The following is a 17,445-nucleotide window of genomic DNA, read 5'->3' as shown; positions in this document are numbered from 1 at the left end:
CCATTCGGCCTGGCACTACCCCGCTTCCACCGCCCCCGAGGCCGGATCAAACACCCATGGTTCGTCGCCGAGGCGGAACCGAAGAGTTCCCTCCACCCAGCCCAGCGCCTCGTAGCGTTGCGCCTCCGGATCCAGCTCCCCGTGGTGCTCAACACGCACTGGGATCGCATTCGCTTCCACCGAGTCGCCCAGCGATTCGCGATCCACGACCGTCAAGGTACGGTTCCCTGCAGGTCCTTCCTGCGCGAACACCACATGGCGCCCATCGTCGCTCCAGGGCCCGATCGTGACGCGGCCCCCGTACTGAAACGCCGCCGGGCTCGCCGCGCCGCTGTCCGCCCGCACCAGCCAGCCGGCGCTGTGGGCCGCACCGCTGGTGACCACCGCTACCCAGGCATCATCCGGGGATGCCCTGGCCTCCCGGAATCGCGTTGTCGCACCGAAGGCGTTCTGCGCGTCCACCTGGATATCGCCGGGCAGGTCTTCAATGCCAAGGAGCGTGGCACCCTCCGCCGTCCGAACAGACGCCTCACGGATGTCGAGCGGCGCCTGCACGGACGCCTCGCCGTACCCGGACGGATGCTCTTCCTCCCCCGACGGCGTGCAACCACTGATCACGAGCAACGTGACTACCACACCGGCGGCGACCCGGGGCGCGACGCGTCGAACCGAGCGGCCGCGTCCAGGCCAGAACGCGCCCGCGCCCGACCGCTCCGCCAGCGCATCCTCGCGTTCTCGACTGTTCGCGAGACCCCGCATCCCCCTCCAACGACACACACCTGCATCCGCAGAACTCATAGTGCGTGTCCTCTTTATGTTGCGGTGCTCGTCTTCAGAGGCCCCCGAACACTTCCGACGCGGGCACCGGCTGGCCCAGGTGGTAGCCCTGTCCAAGGGCAACCCGGTAGTCCTGCAGGATGGGAATAATCGCCTCCTGATCAACGAATTCAGCGATCGCCTCCTTGCCAAGGCCAACCGCAAGATCTGCGATCGCCCGGACAATGACCCGACTTTCATGGTCATCCACGAGTCTACGAGTAAAGCTTCCGTCGATCTTGATGTAGTCCACTGGCAGCTGGCCCAGGTAGTGGAAACTGCTGAACCCCACCCCAAAGTCATCCAGTGCCGCGCGGCATCCAAGCGCGCGTATGCCGGTCAGCACACCCCGTGCCGTGGAAAAGTCGCTGACGGCTGCGGTCTCGGTCACTTCCAGGATGAGTTGCCGTGGGTTGGCACCACTGGCGCGCAACTCCTCGGCCAGGTAATCCGTAAGGTAGTCGTCATGCAATGACTGCCCGGAGAGGTTCACGGCCAGACTGATGTCTTCGTCCTGAATCCTGCCCAACAACTGCAGCGCCGCGCGCAGCACCCAACGATCCAGCTGCACGATCTGACCACTGCGCTCGGCAAAGGGGATAAAACGTCCCGGCATCAGTAACTCGCCTTCACCACCGTGCATACGCAGCAGCACCTCATAGTGACGCACGCTGCGGTCACTCAGGCGCACAATGGGCTGAACCATCAGCTCAAAAGTGTTGGTCTTCAGCGCCTTGTGCAACTGGTCCACCCAGTAGACCCGCTGCTCCAGTTCATCCCTGACGTCTTCCACCGCGTGCAGCATGTGCCAGCGTTGAGGCCCTCCCTCTTTCGCCTGATACATCGCCACATCGGCGCTTGCCATCAGGTCAGCGGGCGTAGCGCCGTGCTCCGGGAAACGGGCAATACCGATGCTGGCCGACACTCGATGGCGCTGCTCACCGATGGCGAGATCCACATCCTCCAGCAGCTTCACCACGTACTGCGCCACGTACATGGCCTGATCGTCGCTCGCGCCCTCCAGCAACAGGGCGAACTCGTCACCGCCCAGGCGCGCGATTACGCCGCGGTATCCCAGATACTCGTACAGGGTATGGCCCACTCGGCGCAGCAACTCGTCCCCGGCGTGGTAGCCCCGTAGCTCGTTCACATCCCGGAACTGATCCAGGTCCATCAACAGGACGGCGCCATGGGCACCCTTGGCAAGGGCCTGATCCAGCGCCTCATGGAAGTAGCGGCGATTGTAGAGTTCGGTGAGCGGATCGCGCTGGGCCAGCCAGGTCAGTCGAGCCTCGGCGGCCTTGCGTTCGCTGATGTCCAGCCCCACGGAGATCCGGCCCGGCTCATCCCCGGGAAGCGGCGCGTGGTACCAAACGACCACTCGTTCCTCACCACCGGGCGTGCGCAACGAACGTTCTTCCTCCCCCTGCTGGACATCTCCATCCAGGACGGCAGATCCGATGGGCAAGACCTCGTCAAACGTCCGGCCGATCAAGTCCTCCTCGGAATGCTCAAGCACGGTCGTCGTGTATTCATTGACCAGGGTGATCCGCCCGTCCGAATCCTGGCTGATGATAAACACCCGTGCCGTGTCCAGAAGGCTACCGATGAAATCGCGCTCGCGCGCCAGTGCCTGGATCTGCGCCGCCAGCTGCTGATCCCGGTTCTGCACCGTGCCCTCCAGGGTCTCCAGCTGATCGGCCAGATCCAGGGTCGTGGTCTCCAGTTCATCAATCTCGTCCTGAAACCGCCGGCGCGGTTCCGGAATCACCTCCCGGGTCCGCGCGAAGCCACCGCTGGCCAGCCCCGGCAGCACCTCAGCCAGTCGATACAGGCGCCGCATCGGTGGCCAGACGATCAGCAACACGATGACCTCCGCGATCACCCAACCGGTCATCCCGGCGAGGAACAGGTTACGGGTGTGCTCCCGGATGGCAGCGACCTGAGAGGAGATATCCGAGAGGGACAGCAAGTACCCCTCAACATCGGTATCCGTGCCGCCATGGCCCGCAAGCGGGAGCGCCTGGACTTCCAGAACCCGCGACCCATCCTTGAACGTCACTGGATCCCGAGACAGCGAGGACCACGCCACCTCCTCGGCCATGGCGCGCAGGGTCGGCAACGTCTGTTCGATCCGGGTGATCGCCAGGAGATGCCCGCCCCATTCCGGCACCTGACGGAGCATATCCCCCGTTTCGGGCTGCCCTGCGCTGCGCAATAACAGGGCAACCTCACTGCCGGACACGTTACGGACCTGTTGGGTGAGATCGGCCAGAGACCGGGAAACCAGCACAGTCCCCGCCATTTCCCCATCCACCAGCACCGGTACCAGACTGTGGATAAGACAGTCGGCTGCACAGCGCAGATCGCTGTGAGGCCGCTCTGTGTCGCGGACCCGATCCAGCCAATCTTCGACGAGCCCGGGCGTCAGGCTGTCGTCGTCACCTCGGCTGGAGAGCAGACGCCCCGATTCGAGATAGATCCGGACCTGCGCCACTCCGGCGTCCAGTTCCAACGTGGGCCATTGGGTCGCCAACACCTGATCGGCCAGTATCTTGTCTCGCTGCTCGAGCGCACGGGACAAGCCCGGCGCCGCCGCCACCACGGCTGCCAATTGCTGCAGGCTGTCCTCGGCACGTTCCAGCGCCAGCCGCATCTCGCGTTGCTCGCGAGCGTGACTGTCCTCGCGCTCCTGCTGGAACTGGCTTTCCAGGATGTCATGGCCCAGCGTGGTAATCAGCGCTACCAGACCGACCAGCACCAGACTGGTCAGCACAATAAGCCGCCCCGTGAGTCCCACCCGGATGCGCGAATGCGATGTGTGTGGCTTCGTCATCCCCAGGTGCCCGTTCTATTGCGTTCCGGCCGGTTTCAAAAACGCAGGGAGAGCTGCAACATCAGCATGTTCCAGCGCTTCCGGGTCTCGGATGGGTCGGGATTGTCACCGGATGGCAACCAGCCCGTACCTTCGATGTGGTGATACTCCGCCCCCAGCATGACCTGCGGGTGCGGATGCCAGCGCAAGCCAACGGTCCAGTCTTCGGCGTAGCGCGCATGTGCCGGCAGGCCAGTAGCGGCTGCAAAGCCACGTCCGGAACGGTCACTGCGATCGACCACCAGGCTGTCGTAACGAATCAACCATTCCCAGTCATCACTGAAGCGACGCGAGTACTGCAGATACCAACTCTCCCCGGTGATATCGAAATCGGCCCCGAGGTCGCTTAGTCCCTCCATGCTGGAATGACGCAGCGCATATTCACCGGTCAGGCTCCACAGTGGCTGGTTGTACTGGAGGGAAAGAATCCAGGGCTCGAATTCAAACTGCCCGTCGGCCCCACCATCGCGCTCAAAGCGTGCCTCGACCTGAGCAGCACTCAGTCCAGCGACCACACGGCCACCGTCGTGCTCGTAGAGCAGCTGCGCGATCGCCGAGTTACGCGGCTCGATGGAACCCGGGACGCTATCCAGGCGCAGCGCACCTTGCAGGTCTTCATCGGCCTGAGGCCGTCCGAAACCGACCTCGCCGCGCAGGCGCCCGGCATCGCCTATCCGCTCCTCGAAATAGGCCTTGCCACCGTCCGAGGCCAGCGCCAACGAACGGGCACGATCAAAATAGATGGATTGAGGCAGAAGGATGCCCGGCCGGGTAAAGGGCATATCGCGGGTTTGATTGTAGAGGCCGAAAGGATTTTTCACTCGCCCTAGCTGCACACCCACCGTTCGCTCGGGCCCGGATAGCGCCTGGTAGTCGAGCAAACCATGATCCAGTTTCGGCCGACCACCATCCCCGATCTCCCCGGCACGCCGGCTGAGCACTTGCGCCGAGAGCAGCAAGTCTTCGCGGGGCCTTAGGGAGGCGTTGGCCCCAAGCTCCGTGAAGTCGAAGCTGCCGCCGCCGTCGCTGCTGGATCCGAAAAAGTTGTTGTAGTCTGTCGTCACCCAGCCCTGGCTGAGAAACCCGTGCAGCTGCAAGGTCCCCAGCGCACCCTCGTCGGCCATCGCCGGGCCAGCCGCCGATGACGCAATCAGTAGCAGGGTCCCGCCCAGGGCAGGCCGCACCTTATTCCATCTCGATGACTTGGATACGCTCATCCAGGTACTCCTTTGTGAGGTAGCCAACCGCGCCGGGCGTGGTGCCCACACGCTCATGCATCTCCGACAGAGATCCCACTCGACGGGGTGCCTGGCCGGTGCCGGAAAATACCGCTCGGTCCCACGCGAGGCGTAATTGATGGGGGAATACCCCGAGCTCTTCCTTCGCAAAGCGCACATGCACGGGGTCGTTGTCCCCCAGCACGAACACGCGCGCGATCTCGCCGTCCGGCCAGCTGCGCTGGCGCATGCCAAACAAGGCCCGGGTGGTGTCGCGGGTCAGGGTCTGGGTCGCCACGCTCGGATGGGCGACCACAAATACCGCTTCATCATCCGCCTTGGACAGACCTGCGATGCCGAAAGCGACACCCACCCAAAGCGCGATGAAAAGCCGAAGCGCGCCACGTCGATCAGGGACGCACGCACCAGCAGATCCCGCAGAGGGAAGATTACGGTTAGCAGGACAGATGATGGGCGCTCCCTTTCCTGTCAGGCATCCGGAGGAACCGGACCCATGGCGTGAATCAGCCGCATCTCGCCGATCCTGACTTTCCCGGATACGAAACATCGGTCTCCTTCGCGGGCTTGTCAGGACTGCAACACTCAAGCTCCGGATTGTACTGGGCTGCTCACCGAAATCTACTCGCCTGCGCGCCCGGATCCACCTTCGTACTTCATCTTGCCTTCAGTGTCTGCGGGGCGCACACGGGACACTCGGTGTTCCGTTAATGGCAGACTGCATGGAAGCCAAGTCCGATTCGGGTCCGTTGCAATGATCTTCGACATAACACGGTGAAAATGAAGCGCCCTCCTCCCCTGCTGTCCACCGGTTTCGAGCCTCAAGGTGCAAGTGCCTGCCAATGGCTTGGCCTGGCCCTCCTGGTCTCCCTGGTCTTGTGGATTCTCGTTCCCCCGGCGGCCTTGGCCTCCACATCCACCGAACAGACGATCGAGATCGGCGAGCTCGGCAGCATGACGCTGCGCGAACCGGCGACCTTCTGGGTCACCGACCGCGCGTACGAGCCATCTGAACTGCCGCTCGATCAGTTCCGCCCTCTGACCAGTGATCAAATCAACCGCGGCATCACAAAAGAGGCCCACTGGGTCCGGGTCCGGCTGTCCAATGCAGACGCGGAACAGCCGCAACACTGGGTTCTGCACCACGAGACCAGCTACCTGGATGAAATGGCCGTCTATTTCTCCGATAACGGCGCGCCACTGGAAAAAGTGCTGCTCAGTGACCGGCAGCCCTTCGCGGAGCGCCTGCTCAACTACCGGACACTCGCGTTTCCCCATACCACCCCGGCGGATGGTTACACCGACCTGTTTCTCCGGCTGCAGTACACGAAGCCCGACGCCATGTCGCTGAACGTCTTCCTGAGCCGTGCGGATCACTTCCACAGCCAGTCACGGGGCGAGTACCTCATCTACGGTGGTTACTACGGCCTGTTGGCGGCTCTGATCATCATCGCCGGGACGTTCTCGCTGATCATGCGCCAGGGTGTTTACCTGTGGTACGCCACATTCCTGCTGGCCAGCATTCTGATGTGGGCGCTGCTGAACGGTTTTGCCTTCCAGTACCTCTGGCCCAATTCCGTGTTCTGGCATAACGAGGGCTTTCACATCGTATTCCTGGCGGTCGCCATCACCGCCCTGCAGTTCTCGCGCCTGTTTCTCCAGACTCGATACTGCTGTCCCCGCATCGACAAGGTCATCCTTGCGGCCCAGGGCATCATGGTTGCCGGAATCGTCTTGCGGTTCGCAGGCTTCTACACGCCAGTCCTGTACCTCTCCTTCGCCTCCCTGGCCCTACTCGCATTGCTACCCATCCTGGGCGCGATCGCCTACCGGAACGGCATGCGGTATGCCCGCTGGTACACAGTGGCCTGGAGCCTCTACGGTCTGGGCCTGCTGATCAGTGTGTTCAGCGCCGGCACTTCATTGTTTGCATGGGGCATGGCACCACTGGCGTACGCCCAGGCCTTTAGCGCGCTAGAAGCCGTGTTCCTGCTGGTCGCTCTGGGAGAAAGGTTGATCGACTGGGACCGGGACCGCCTGCAGGCGCTGAAGATCGCCAACCAGGACCCGCTCACCGGGCTGGGCAACCGCCGCGCACTCAACGCGGCATTTGATCGCGTAAAGGCAATCCCCCGATCCAGCGAACTGTCGGTATTCCTGATTATGATCGACCTGGACAACTTCAAGGCAATCAATGACCACTATGGCCATGATGCCGGCGACCGCATCCTCACCCGACTCGGCAATCTCCTGCTGCAGTTATCCCGGCCTCAGGACATCTGCATCCGCTACGGTGGCGAGGAATTTGCCATCCTGCTTGAGGCACCCGGCCCGGAACAGGTGCGCCTGATGACCGATCGGATCCGCAAGGAATTCTCCGACACGCCCACGGATTACGAGGGCCACCGCATCGAGCACACCCTGACAGCCGGCATCGCCATGGCCCCTTCAGCCGGTCGCCGGTTTGACCCGGACGCCCTCATCCGTCAAGCCGATGCCGCTTTGTATCAAGCCAAAAACGCCGGGCGGAACCGAGTCGTCTTCCAAATGAGTGAACCAGAACCCCCAGAAGGTCAGGACTAGTGCTTCGCATCGCTGCCGTGTTGCTGGGCCTTGTGATGCTTGCCAGCTACATCGGAGTGCAAAACTGGGAGGCCATGCGGGTGCTCCAGGACATCGAGGCCGGTGACGGACCGAGCGCGCTGAAGGACCGCACCCCGGAACCCGCGCGCGAAACGCTTGCAGTCACGACGAGCGAAGGGGCCATCGAAGCCGACCTCTACCATCCCCGGCAGGATGTCGGCGCCCGTATTGTCCTTGTGCCGGGCTTTACGCCAGAGGGCAAGGACGACCCCCGCCTGGTACAACTCGCCAATACACTGGCCCGGGCACGCTTCCTGGTGCTGGTCCCCGATCTGGAGGGCACGAAAGCCCTGAGGATCCGCACCCAGGATGCCGCCGCCATCGCGGATGCCGCTGCCCTGTTGTCCCGCCTGGAGGCAGAGCGCGCCCCGGATCACCAGGACGTCGGGGTCGCGGCAATCTCTTACGCCGTGGGCCTGGCCGCGCTCGCGACGCTAACGCCACAGGGAGAAGCCAGCATCGACTTCCTGGTCGGGGTCGGCGGCTACTACGACACGAAGAACGTCATCACCTTCGCCACGACCGGGGCCTTCCAGGAGCCCGGGTCAGACCGCTGGATGACCAGGACTCCCGATCCACTGGCGAAGTGGCTATTCCTGCGCGGCAATCTGCACATGCTTAATGACCCTGCAGACCGCGAGATCCTTGACGAAATTGCCTGGCGGCGCATGCACGATCCCGAGGCCCCGATCGACGAACTGGCCGCCGGTCTCGGCGAAGAGGGGCGAAGACTATTGGCGTTAATCCGCAACGATGACCAGGAACGCGTGCCGGGGCTCCTCGAAGAGCTACCTGCAAGCGCGCAGGAGGCCATCGAGATGCTATCCCTGGCCCATCGGGACCTCTCGCACCTTTCCAGCGGGGCGCTACTGATCCACGGCCGCGACGACAACATGATTCCCCACACCGAAAGCGAGCGCCTCGCCCATGCAGTCGGCGAGACCGACCTGCATCTGATCGATGGCTTCTCCCACATCGATGCGCGAGGCGTGGGCCTGGTGGGCCAGTGGCAGCTCATCCGTGCCGTAACCAACCTGTTGGCTCGGCGGGACAACTGACCTGCGACAAGCGCATCTTCTCGCCCGGTCACCGCCTACTGGACAGCCCTCGTCCCGCGGCAGCCGGGATACTGCGTGCACCCCCAGAACTCCTGCCCCATGTTGGAGCCCCGACCGGCCTTGCGCTTCACCATGGCGCTGCCGCACTTCGGGCAGTCCGGAATGGCCGGCGCCGCATGTCGCTCACGCAAACCCTCCACGTGTGCCCTGCGGGTCTGGCGCGAACGCTCAAGGCCGCAGTTCTCCAGCGTTGCGAACATGGCATGGACCTCATCGTCACTCCACGCCTCATTCCGGAATGAGCGGATATAACTCACCAGCCCCAGGCCATGGACCACATTGTCCGGCATCGGTGTCTTGAACGTGCTGCCACCGACGAAAACCACCACCGAGTGAATCTGCTCCGGATCCACGCCCAGCACCTCGGCTACCGCGCGTTCATGGCGATAGTTCTGGCGCAACGGATTCTGGAAACGGAACGACCGGCGGTAGATCTTCTGTGTCCACTGGGCCTGGCGCTCAGTCCCGAAAATCCAGCCCCGCATATTCTTCGTCTCGATGACGAAGACCCCGAACCGCGACACCAGCACATGATCGACCTGCGTAGTCCCGTCCGCGGTCTGGAGCATAACGTCGTGAACCACGCGGCCGGACTTTCCATCCAGGCCAACCGCCAGGATCAGGCGAACCCACAGCTCGCCAAGCCAGCCCTTCACCTTTGGAAACCGAGCGATTGCAACCAGCGCCGCCAGTACCCAGGCCCACCAGAACTGCAGAGCCGCGTTGACCAATACTGCGCCCAGATCGATATCCATCTCGATTTCCTGCTCCGCTCCCGGGATCCCGCATCGCCGACTGCGCGGGATCAACGAAATCGCGGCTGTCCTCTCGTCGCTCTTCCCGCCGAGACCGTTGTCCTCAAATCAATATGGGACAGGGCCCCACTCCCGGCGCAACCGCGTCAGTGTCGGATCGAATTGGCAGCCAATCCGCCGGTCCACCTGCTCGAAATGGCGTGTCAGCTCCGGCATGGCCTGGCGCAGCTTTTCCACTTCGTCCGGAGGGATCTCCGGATCGCCCTCCTCCAGGCAGATTCGCGCCAGATCATAGCCCCAGGCCTGGCCGAGGTAGTTCACCTTGTGGTGATCACAAACGTCTTCCGTACCCCGCGCTACCTGGATCAACTGCCGCGTGAATGCGTCGTACTGCCGATGCTTGATGGCACATTGCTCGCCCCCACCGGGCGCGCCCGCGACACCGTCGGCCACCGACTCCGGCGCGACCCCCGTCAGGGTCGGGTCATACTCGCCGTCCAGAACCGCGGCCAGCAACGCGTCCGCCGTCTCGCCAGTCTCCAGCCATTCCTCGGCAGCCGCAGCCAGCTGACCGCGTTCCTCGTGAAGCTCACTGTACTGCTCCACAGAAGCTTGGACCTCGTCATCGAGACGCCAGTAGGCCTCCAGGGATGGTCGCGCGTCCCGGTTCAGTTCCGCTTCGCACCGCTCTTCCATCCGCCAGGGATCGTTCTCCCATGCACGGCGCCCATACTGTTCAAAGCAGTACCCCAGCGCCGACCGGGTAATCGTGTCGTCTATATCCGGGCCCGTGAAGGGTGGGCGCACTTGCCACCGGCTTTCCAGTTCATCCCGGAGATCGTCTTGCTGCCTTACCAGCGCTTCGTAATGCGCGCGCCGACGATCCAGCTCTTCATCCTGCCGCTCCAGGGCCACCCGCACCCGCTCACCGTCACCATCCAGCCTCGCATCATTCCGAGCGATGGCGGGCTCCTCGTCGCCGTCTTCCGTCCTGGTGTCCGCAGCCAGCTGCTCCCCGCTCTCTGCCTCCGGCTTTGACGCTGACTCCGAATCCGGCGCCTCTATTTCCACCTCCGCTTCCGCCTGCCGTCGCACCGGCACCAGCCGGGCGGCCTCCGGATACGCCTCCAACAGCTCTTCGTAGCGCGCCTCGGGGGCGTCCGACTCTTCAATGCGCGCCACCATGCGCTCGAACACCGCCTCCCGCAGCGGCGTCGCGGGATAGGCTTCGAGGAATTCCCGATACGCCTCCAGCGTGTCGCGCTCCCGATACGGTGCAAAATCTTCCTCATCGCCACGGGGTTCCAGCTCCAGATGGATCGCGATGGGCTCGCCCCCCATAGCCGACGTAGGCTGCTGATGAAGCTCCGAGTCGTGATACCCCTCCTTGCGCGCCAGGAAGTACATCCCGGACCAGCCCTCGGACCGCGAGGTCGTCAACCGGAAAGGCGTGGTCGTGTAGTGATGAAGGCGGTCCGGACGATCCCCTCGATAGATCTCGGCTCCGGGCGGATCCGACGTCAACACATACTGGGTAGGCCCATGCTGGACACCAGCACATCCCGCCACGACCCAGGTCAGCCATAGCCCAACCGCCGCCAACCCTACCCGCCTCAGCCCCTTGATCATCCTGCCGCTCCCTGACCCTCGCCCGTGCCAAACGAGCCTAGGCCAGTCCGTGCGAAGTTGCCATCGCGGCCATCGGCCAGAAAGCCGGGCCCGAGAACGCGGCGCCGCGCCCCGGTCAGGCCAGTAGACGCGCGCCCGATCTTGGGTATGCTGCAGGCATACCCCGGCTATCGCTCGCGATCGGCAGCGGCCGGGATTCCGGCACCCGCGCGGGCGTCAGGGCGCGCCCCGAACCAATCGGCGCCGCATCCCGACGTCGCGCGCGTTAACCAGGAGCCACACCGTCATGGGCATGGCCTGTTGTGCACCGCACGGCGCGAACGCCGACATCAACCCCTGCCACTGTGGCGCGGCCCATACCCAGGCGGCCCTACGGCGCATCGAGGCCGACCTGAACCGGCGCCAGTTCCTCGGCGGTGCCGCCGCCGTGCTGGGCATGTTCGCGGGCTTCGGCCTCGCCCCGCGCGAGCTCAAGGCCGGTGAACCCGGGCAACCTCTGCTGCTCACCCACCTGCGACTGTTCGACGGCGAGACCCTCGCGTTGCGCGAGGACGTGGACATCCTGATCGAGGACGGCCGCATCGCCGCGCTGCCCCGGCGCGGCGAGGGTCCGACCGCCGCACGCACAATCGACTGCGGCGGGCGCGCGGTCATCCCCGGCCTGATCGACGCCCACTGGCACAGCACGCTGGTCGGGGTTAGCCAGATGACCGCAATGACCGCGGACATCGGCTTCCTGCACCTGATGGCCGGGCGCGAGGCCGGCGCGACCCTGATGCGCGGCTTCACCACCGTGCGCGATCTCGGCGGCCCGGCCTTCGGCCTGAAGATGGCCATCGACCGCGGCGCGGTGGCCGGCCCGCGCATCTTCCCCTGCGGCGCGATGATCTCCCAGACCTCCGGGCACGGCGATTTTCGCCAGCGCCACGAGTTGCCACGTATGCCGAGCACCCCGCCGAATTACATCGAGAGCAGCGGTGTCGCTGCGATCGCCGATGGCCTGGACGAGGTGCTGCGCCGCACCCGGGAACAGCTGATGCAAGGCGCCAGTCAGATCAAGATCATGGCCGGGGGCGGCGTCTCCAGCCTGTACGACCCGCTGGACACCGCCCAGTACCTGGAAGAGGAGATGCGTGCCGCCGTGCGCGCCGCCGCCGACTGGGGCACCTACGTATGCGCCCATGTCTACACGCCGCAGGGCATCCTGCGCGCGATCCGCGCCGGGGTGCGCTCCATCGAGCACGGCCAGCTCGCCGACGAGGAGACGGTGCGCATGATGGTGGATGCCAACGTGTGGTGGAGCATCCAGCCCTTCCTGGACGACGAGGACGCCAACCCGAAGACGGACCCCGTCTCCCGGGCCAAGCAGCTCCAGGTGAGCGCGGGCACCGAGCGCGCCTTCGAACTGGGCCGCCAGTACGGCGTGCCCATGGCCTTCGGCACCGACATCCTGTTCAGCCCCGAGGGCGCCGCCAGCCAGGGCCGCCAGCTCGCCAAGCTGACCCGCTTCATGTCCCCGCTGGAGGCCCTGCACATGGCCACCGGCGCGGCCGGCCAACTGCTCGCCCTATCCGGCGACCGTGCCCCCTACCCCGGCCGCCTCGGCGTCATCGCTGAAGGGGCCCTGGCCGACCTCCTCGTGGTCGATGCCGACCCGTCGGCCGGCCTGGACTGGCTGGATGCACCCGCCGACCACCTGCACCTGATCATGAAGGGCGGCAGCATCGTCCGAAACCAGCTGGACCACGCCTGACCCCAGCCACCCGCGCGGGGGAAACACGAAACCCGCCTTGGTGCGGACAAACCTTGCCTTTGGCCGGATGCGCTTGCACACCCGATCCCGTCAGTTCGCGCATACTCGTCCTCCGGCCATTCAGGTCCGCAGGGGCATCACGACTCAACCGCCCGTACAGTGATTCGCGAAGGCGAAAGCATCGTTCATCGTCCATTGGGCTTGCGGCGTGTTGGCCATCCGCTCGCACCAGGCGGGTGACCCCACCCGGGAGGCAGGCGCGGCCTCCACCGGCTGCGGCTCCGGCTCTGGCGCCATCAGGAGATCCATCGCCACCATGCGCTCGTCCGTCATGAACGCCTCCACCTGATCACCCAGCGCGAGCATCCCTTCCAGTACCGCGTGGCCCTGCCGAGGATCGCGCAGCATCAGGGCCTCCAGTCGCCCCCCGACCCGCTCGGTGGCACGATCAAACCGCATCTCCGCTGCCTGGAACCGGTCCGAGGCCGCAAACAACGCCTCCAGCTCCTGATCGATCACGGCACGTTCCGCTGCGTCCACCGGCACCAGATGCGTCTCCGCCCAGACCACCATCTCCTCCATCTGCGCAATCATGCGAGCGGTGTATTCACCCGCCAGGCGCCGACCCAGAGCGTCCGCCGCCGCCTGGTCATCCACGGCCTCCAGCTCGTCACCAATCGCCTCGAAGACGGCCGCCTGGTCGTGCAGATTCGCCAGTACCCGATCCGCCACCATCCCGGCATCCAGCGCCAGGGACTCCGCGGCAACCGGATCGGCATCCGCCGTCTGTTCCGTTCCACAGCCCAGGGGGAGAAGAATCATCAGCGCCGCGAGCGCCACCCATCGTTGCGTAATCATATCTGCAGCCCTCCATATCAGGGGCTGTCGAACGACGGCGGGTGGGAGTGAACGGCCGCCGTCCGGCGGGGAATCCACCGGGCCACGGCCCGCGGATCAGGGGACAGGCAGATCCGGCGACCCACGGCTCCCGGCCAAGGTCTTACGCTCGCTCCGCCCGGAATACTCCGCACTTCCTGAGTATAGATCCGCAAGCATCTCGCGCCGCCCGGAATCACCAGCGCCGGAGCATCGCCGACCAAGGGCGACAGGACACCCCGCTGCAGGTATGGTGTGGCCATGGGACAAGGCAGTCCCACAGTCGGGCCGGGACGCGCCCGACCCGGTTACGGAAAGACCAGGGAGCGAACATGTCAGGGAAGGGAATCTTGGTCGGCCTCGTGGTACTCACTGCCGCGGGCTTCGGCTACTACCACTACGAACTCCAACAGGCGGAGCAGAAACTCGACGATCTGGTCGAACGGCTCCAGCCACTCGGCACACTGCATTACACCAACGTCGGGGTTGGCCTGGGCGGCAGCCTGTACGTAGACGGTCTGCTGTTCGAGCCCCACAATACGGCGGTGGGCCGCATGCGGGCGGAACGCGTCTCACTGGAAGCCGGCAACCTGTGGCGACTCGCCCGCCTTCGACACACGCTGGACGCCCGCCGCCTCCCACAACAATTCGGGTTCTCGGTGCAGGGCCTGACTCTTCCGGCCGGTCTGGTCACCGGCAATCAAGGCGACCCACCCGCACTGTCGCTGGACACCGCCGGATGCGGTTCCTACCACGCCGCTCCGCCGGACGAATTGATGTCGGCGCTTGGCTACCACGACATCCCTCTGGATTTTTCTGTCCGCTACGACCTGACGGACGGCAACGACCGCATGACCGTGCACAGCACTTTCGGCATGGGGCCGTTAAGTGCGGGCTCGTCCACTGCACACTTCTCGCTTGAGGCCCGCTCCAACCGGGCGCGCGATCTCGCACCGGCGCTGATCAACGCCCCCCTGCAGTCAATGACGGTGGTTTTCGAGGATCGTGGCTACTACCCCGCATTGATGGAATTCTGCGCGGCCGAAATGGACATGACCCTCGAGGACTACACCAAACACCACATGGGTGAATGGGTCGAGGCCTGGCGCCCCTTCGGCCTGCAGCCGGGGCCCACGCTGGTCGCAGCCTATGAACACTTCATCCAGGCCCCCCGCGACCTTTCGCTGCGGATCGGTCCAATCGACAATCCGATGCTTCTCTGGGCGAACCTGGACTCGGCCGAACGCATGCTGGGCCAGATCGAACATCGCCTGAGCGTGGCGGGCAGACACTTTGGCCCGGTGGACCTTCACCCGGTCGCCCCGGAGCCGGCCCGGACGCCCCCTCAGCCCCAAACGAACTGGCCCCAAATGCGGCCCGAACGCGACACGCAAGCTGAACCCGCAACGACCGCCACCATTGCACTGTCGGCTCTGGAAGAGCACATCGGACACACACTCCGCATTACCCTCGCCGACGGACGCGCGCGCAACGGTGAACTGCTGGCCATCGAGGGGGATCGCATCCGCGTGCGTCGTCGCGTCGGCAGCGGCTATATGGAGGCGCCGATCGCTCTCTCCGCGATCGCCGAGGTACGCCGCCTGCGCTGAAGCCATCCCACCCCGGTGACTACCACTCGACCCGACAGTCCTGTGCACAGGTGACAGTTCTTACGAAATCACGGGTGTCCTCGTCGTGACGCTCCGCTCATGAAACGCCCGGCAGGCTTTCACGATTCGATCCTGCTCCCATGGATTAAACATTACCAACGGACACTCGACACGTCCGGGCCGGGTCCAAAAACCACGAAAAGTTAGTGAAGAACGAAATTCACCAGGACGCAGGTAGAGGAAGAGCGTCACGCTGCCCGTCTGAACCATGGTGAAGCTCCCCACATTCTCGACCTCCGACCACGGCACGAATACAGCGCCAAAACGGCACATACGGTCAAACGAAACCCCGTACGGATCGAGTGTCAGCACCCGCCGTGGCTTGCTCAGGATACCAATCAACCATGGTGCCAAGGCCAGAAGCAGAAACGCCAGCGGACCGAACAGAATCCACCCGGCTGGCGCCGCCCGGTGGGCGAGCTCGAGCAAAAGCAGGGCCGGAACAACCAGCATGGCCAGAAAGCTGGCTGGAACCCACCGTGTTTCTGAAAATACGACCGCGCCGCCGGATTCATCCATTCCTCTCGCCCCCCATGACTCGTCTTTGTGCTTTCGCAGCGAATCAGAGGCGTGGATTCCGGCGGCCCAGGCTCCCCGAATCTCGCGCCTTGGAGGACGGGCCGAACACCGTGGCGAGAATCATCCGCGTGGAGATCGCGATCAACACCACCCCCAGTAGCAGCATGCCATCGACCACCCAGCCGTTCTCGAACCACGACAGGAGCGGATCCGAGTTTCCGAGTCGTTCCGCCAGGCCGAGTCCCAGCAACATCGCTCCGGGCGTATGCACCATGAAGGCAAGCCGCATCGCCCGCGCCCGGTCATCCTGCCTCGGCGCCACATCGTTTCCATGCCCCGAATCGGACTCGTGCCCAGCGCCATCAGACTCCTGCCCCGCGACGTCGGTAACCAGAGGGTCCCGCCTCGGGTTCACATTTGTCTCCTGCGCCGGCGATACGGACGGGTATCGCCGCACGAACATCCGACCAAGACCGGCGGGAACGACCACAAACCCGAAGAACAAGACCGTCAGCGCCACCCCCATCGACGGGTCGCCACCGGCGATAGCCCAGCCTGCAAAGAGCACGACAACGGGCAGCATCAGCGTTGCGAGGGCGTACCGCACCCGAGGCCCCAGTGCGGCCCGCCTGGCCATAAACAGGATTCCCAGTGCGACCAGCACTGCGGGGATATACAGAATCAGTAAAACCATGCGCGCCTCCATGCGTCGCTTATCACTACTATTGGCCCGAGTCCGATCAGGCTTACCCATCCACGTACAGAACTCAGCCCCTCAACCCAACCGCTAGCCCTTCTTGCGAGCTTGCTTTACATCGTCCGCAAGCCACGCCTTGATCAGGGACTGATACGGCATATCGCGCTTGTTGGCCTCGATCTTGATGTGGTCAAGAAGCGACTCCGGCAAGCGCAGGGAGATCGTCTTGGTAGAGGGCCTGAGGTTCGGGAGCTCGACGGCCTTGGCTCGGCCCCAATCGACATAGTCGCTGGAATCATGGCTTTCCCAGAACGTCCGTTCTTCCGCCTCGTCCTGGAATCTGGGGATCTTCGAGGTGTTGCTCATAAGTACTCTACCGAGCAGGCGCAGGTGCGCCTCGCAGCAGCCCTTCAGTGCTCAGGTCTTCGTCGAGCTTTGGCCAGTGAATTCCGTAGCCTCCGGCGGAGATCTCCCAGATCCGTAGCTGAGCGGGCGTTGCGTGCGCGAGGCGTGGGTACCACTCCAGCGGAACCGAGATTCGACGGCCATCCATCAGGCCGACCACCAGGTCATGCTCGGTGAAATCCACCGACGCAACACGCTCATCCGCGTTCGTGGCCAAAGAACTCATGCCAAGCCTCCAACAGCTCCGGCTGCCGACCCTCGACAACCTCCCGCATCCGCCGCAATTCGTGCGCCGGAAACCCCATATTCCGCGCCAATGCCACCCGGCGCAACCAGAACTTGGCCGAGCACTTTCCACGGTCCACATGCACATGTGGCGGCTCGTCCGGCTCATGGCTGAACCAGTAGTAGCGGTAGGGTCCGTCCCTGAACACCGTCGGCATCCGCGCCTCCC

Annotated in this window: 16 protein-coding genes; 4 read left to right on the top strand and 12 right to left on the bottom strand. The window is 64.4% G+C overall.

Going from position 1 to position 17,445, the window contains the following annotated elements:
* Nucleotides 1-15: 15 nt before the first annotated feature.
* The 4 genes from D107_RS0106880 to D107_RS0106865 all read right to left on the bottom strand — a co-directional run bounded on the left by D107_RS0106880 (nucleotide 16) and on the right by D107_RS0106865 (nucleotide 5,476).
* Nucleotides 16-759: a hypothetical protein gene (locus tag D107_RS0106880; RefSeq protein ID WP_018866067.1), complete on the bottom strand. Its 744-nt coding sequence runs from the start codon at nucleotides 757-759 to the stop codon at nucleotides 16-18.
* Nucleotides 760-832: 73 nt separating this feature from the next.
* The gene (locus D107_RS0106875) at nucleotides 833-3,652 is read right to left on the bottom strand and encodes an EAL domain-containing protein (protein WP_018881100.1); all 2,820 of its coding nucleotides are present in this window, start codon (nucleotides 3,650-3,652) and stop codon (nucleotides 833-835) included.
* 35 nt (nucleotides 3,653-3,687) lie between these two features.
* Nucleotides 3,688-4,815, bottom strand: coding sequence for a hypothetical protein (locus tag D107_RS0106870; RefSeq protein ID WP_018881099.1), 1,128 nt, complete (start codon nucleotides 4,813-4,815; stop codon nucleotides 3,688-3,690).
* A 61-nt stretch (nucleotides 4,816-4,876) separates the two neighbouring features.
* Nucleotides 4,877-5,476, bottom strand: a complete 600-nt coding sequence (locus D107_RS0106865) for a hypothetical protein (protein WP_231367127.1) — start codon at nucleotides 5,474-5,476, stop codon at nucleotides 4,877-4,879.
* A 353-nt stretch (nucleotides 5,477-5,829) separates the two neighbouring features.
* Here D107_RS0106865 and D107_RS0106860 point away from each other — a divergent pair, with 353 nt between their 5' ends.
* Together D107_RS0106860 and D107_RS0106855 are read left to right on the top strand one after the other, a co-directional pair.
* Nucleotides 5,830-7,509 carry a diguanylate cyclase gene (locus D107_RS0106860; protein ID WP_018881098.1) on the top strand — a complete coding sequence of 560 codons (1,680 nt, stop codon included), beginning with the start codon at nucleotides 5,830-5,832 and terminating at the stop codon, nucleotides 7,507-7,509.
* Nucleotides 7,509-8,627 (top strand): alpha/beta hydrolase, encoded by a 1,119-nt coding sequence (locus D107_RS0106855; RefSeq protein ID WP_018881097.1) that lies wholly within the window; start codon nucleotides 7,509-7,511, stop codon nucleotides 8,625-8,627. The genes D107_RS0106860 and D107_RS0106855 overlap by 1 nt, the downstream gene beginning before the upstream one ends.
* A 35-nt stretch (nucleotides 8,628-8,662) precedes the next feature.
* On the opposite strand, the gene D107_RS0106850 is transcribed toward D107_RS0106855, so the two are convergent.
* Nucleotides 8,663-9,442 carry a nuclease-related domain-containing protein gene (locus D107_RS0106850; protein WP_018881096.1) on the bottom strand — a complete coding sequence of 260 codons (780 nt, stop codon included), beginning with the start codon at nucleotides 9,440-9,442 and terminating at the stop codon, nucleotides 8,663-8,665.
* A gap of 108 nt (nucleotides 9,443-9,550) precedes the next feature.
* On the bottom strand, nucleotides 9,551-11,071 hold the full coding sequence (locus D107_RS14100) for a hypothetical protein (RefSeq protein WP_018881095.1): 1,521 nt from the start codon (nucleotides 11,069-11,071) through the stop codon (nucleotides 9,551-9,553).
* A 286-nt stretch (nucleotides 11,072-11,357) separates the two neighbouring features.
* Here D107_RS14100 and D107_RS0106840 point away from each other — a divergent pair, with 286 nt between their 5' ends.
* Nucleotides 11,358-12,824 (top strand): amidohydrolase family protein, encoded by a 1,467-nt coding sequence (locus D107_RS0106840; protein WP_018881094.1) that lies wholly within the window; start codon nucleotides 11,358-11,360, stop codon nucleotides 12,822-12,824.
* A 144-nt stretch (nucleotides 12,825-12,968) separates the two neighbouring features.
* Here the strand turns inward: D107_RS0106840 and D107_RS0106835 are convergent, their stop codons facing one another.
* Nucleotides 12,969-13,682, bottom strand: a complete 714-nt coding sequence (locus tag D107_RS0106835) for a DUF3012 domain-containing protein (RefSeq protein ID WP_018866059.1) — start codon at nucleotides 13,680-13,682, stop codon at nucleotides 12,969-12,971.
* Between the two features lie 350 nt (nucleotides 13,683-14,032).
* Between D107_RS0106835 and D107_RS0106830 the strand changes: the two genes are divergently transcribed.
* Nucleotides 14,033-15,310, top strand: coding sequence for a hypothetical protein (locus D107_RS0106830; protein ID WP_026280764.1), 1,278 nt, complete (start codon nucleotides 14,033-14,035; stop codon nucleotides 15,308-15,310).
* 60 nt (nucleotides 15,311-15,370) lie between these two features.
* Here D107_RS0106830 and D107_RS13715 read toward each other — a convergent pair whose 3' ends face one another.
* The 5 genes from D107_RS13715 to D107_RS0106815 all read right to left on the bottom strand — a co-directional run bounded on the left by D107_RS13715 (nucleotide 15,371) and on the right by D107_RS0106815 (nucleotide 17,434).
* Nucleotides 15,371-15,889 (bottom strand): hypothetical protein, encoded by a 519-nt coding sequence (locus D107_RS13715; RefSeq protein WP_081619369.1) that lies wholly within the window; start codon nucleotides 15,887-15,889, stop codon nucleotides 15,371-15,373.
* A 43-nt stretch (nucleotides 15,890-15,932) separates the two neighbouring features.
* A complete protein-coding gene (locus D107_RS0106825) occupies nucleotides 15,933-16,583 on the bottom strand; it encodes a hypothetical protein (protein ID WP_018881092.1) in 651 nt (216 codons plus the stop codon).
* A gap of 93 nt (nucleotides 16,584-16,676) precedes the next feature.
* Nucleotides 16,677-16,952 (bottom strand): BrnA antitoxin family protein, encoded by a 276-nt coding sequence (locus tag D107_RS0106820; protein WP_018866056.1) that lies wholly within the window; start codon nucleotides 16,950-16,952, stop codon nucleotides 16,677-16,679.
* A 7-nt stretch (nucleotides 16,953-16,959) separates the two neighbouring features.
* On the bottom strand, nucleotides 16,960-17,217 hold the full coding sequence (locus tag D107_RS13710; protein ID WP_081619368.1) for a DUF2442 domain-containing protein: 258 nt from the start codon (nucleotides 17,215-17,217) through the stop codon (nucleotides 16,960-16,962).
* Nucleotides 17,189-17,434 carry a DUF4160 domain-containing protein gene (locus D107_RS0106815; protein WP_018866055.1) on the bottom strand — a complete coding sequence of 82 codons (246 nt, stop codon included), beginning with the start codon at nucleotides 17,432-17,434 and terminating at the stop codon, nucleotides 17,189-17,191. The genes D107_RS13710 and D107_RS0106815 overlap by 29 nt, the downstream gene beginning before the upstream one ends.
* Nucleotides 17,435-17,445: the final 11 nt, after the last annotated feature.

Source organism: Thioalkalivibrio sp. ALE30, assembly GCF_000377465.1.
GTDB lineage: Bacteria > Pseudomonadota > Gammaproteobacteria > Ectothiorhodospirales > Ectothiorhodospiraceae > Thioalkalivibrio.
The sequence above is the reverse complement of the archived record's forward strand: the minus strand, read 5'-3'. Positions and strand labels throughout refer to the sequence as shown.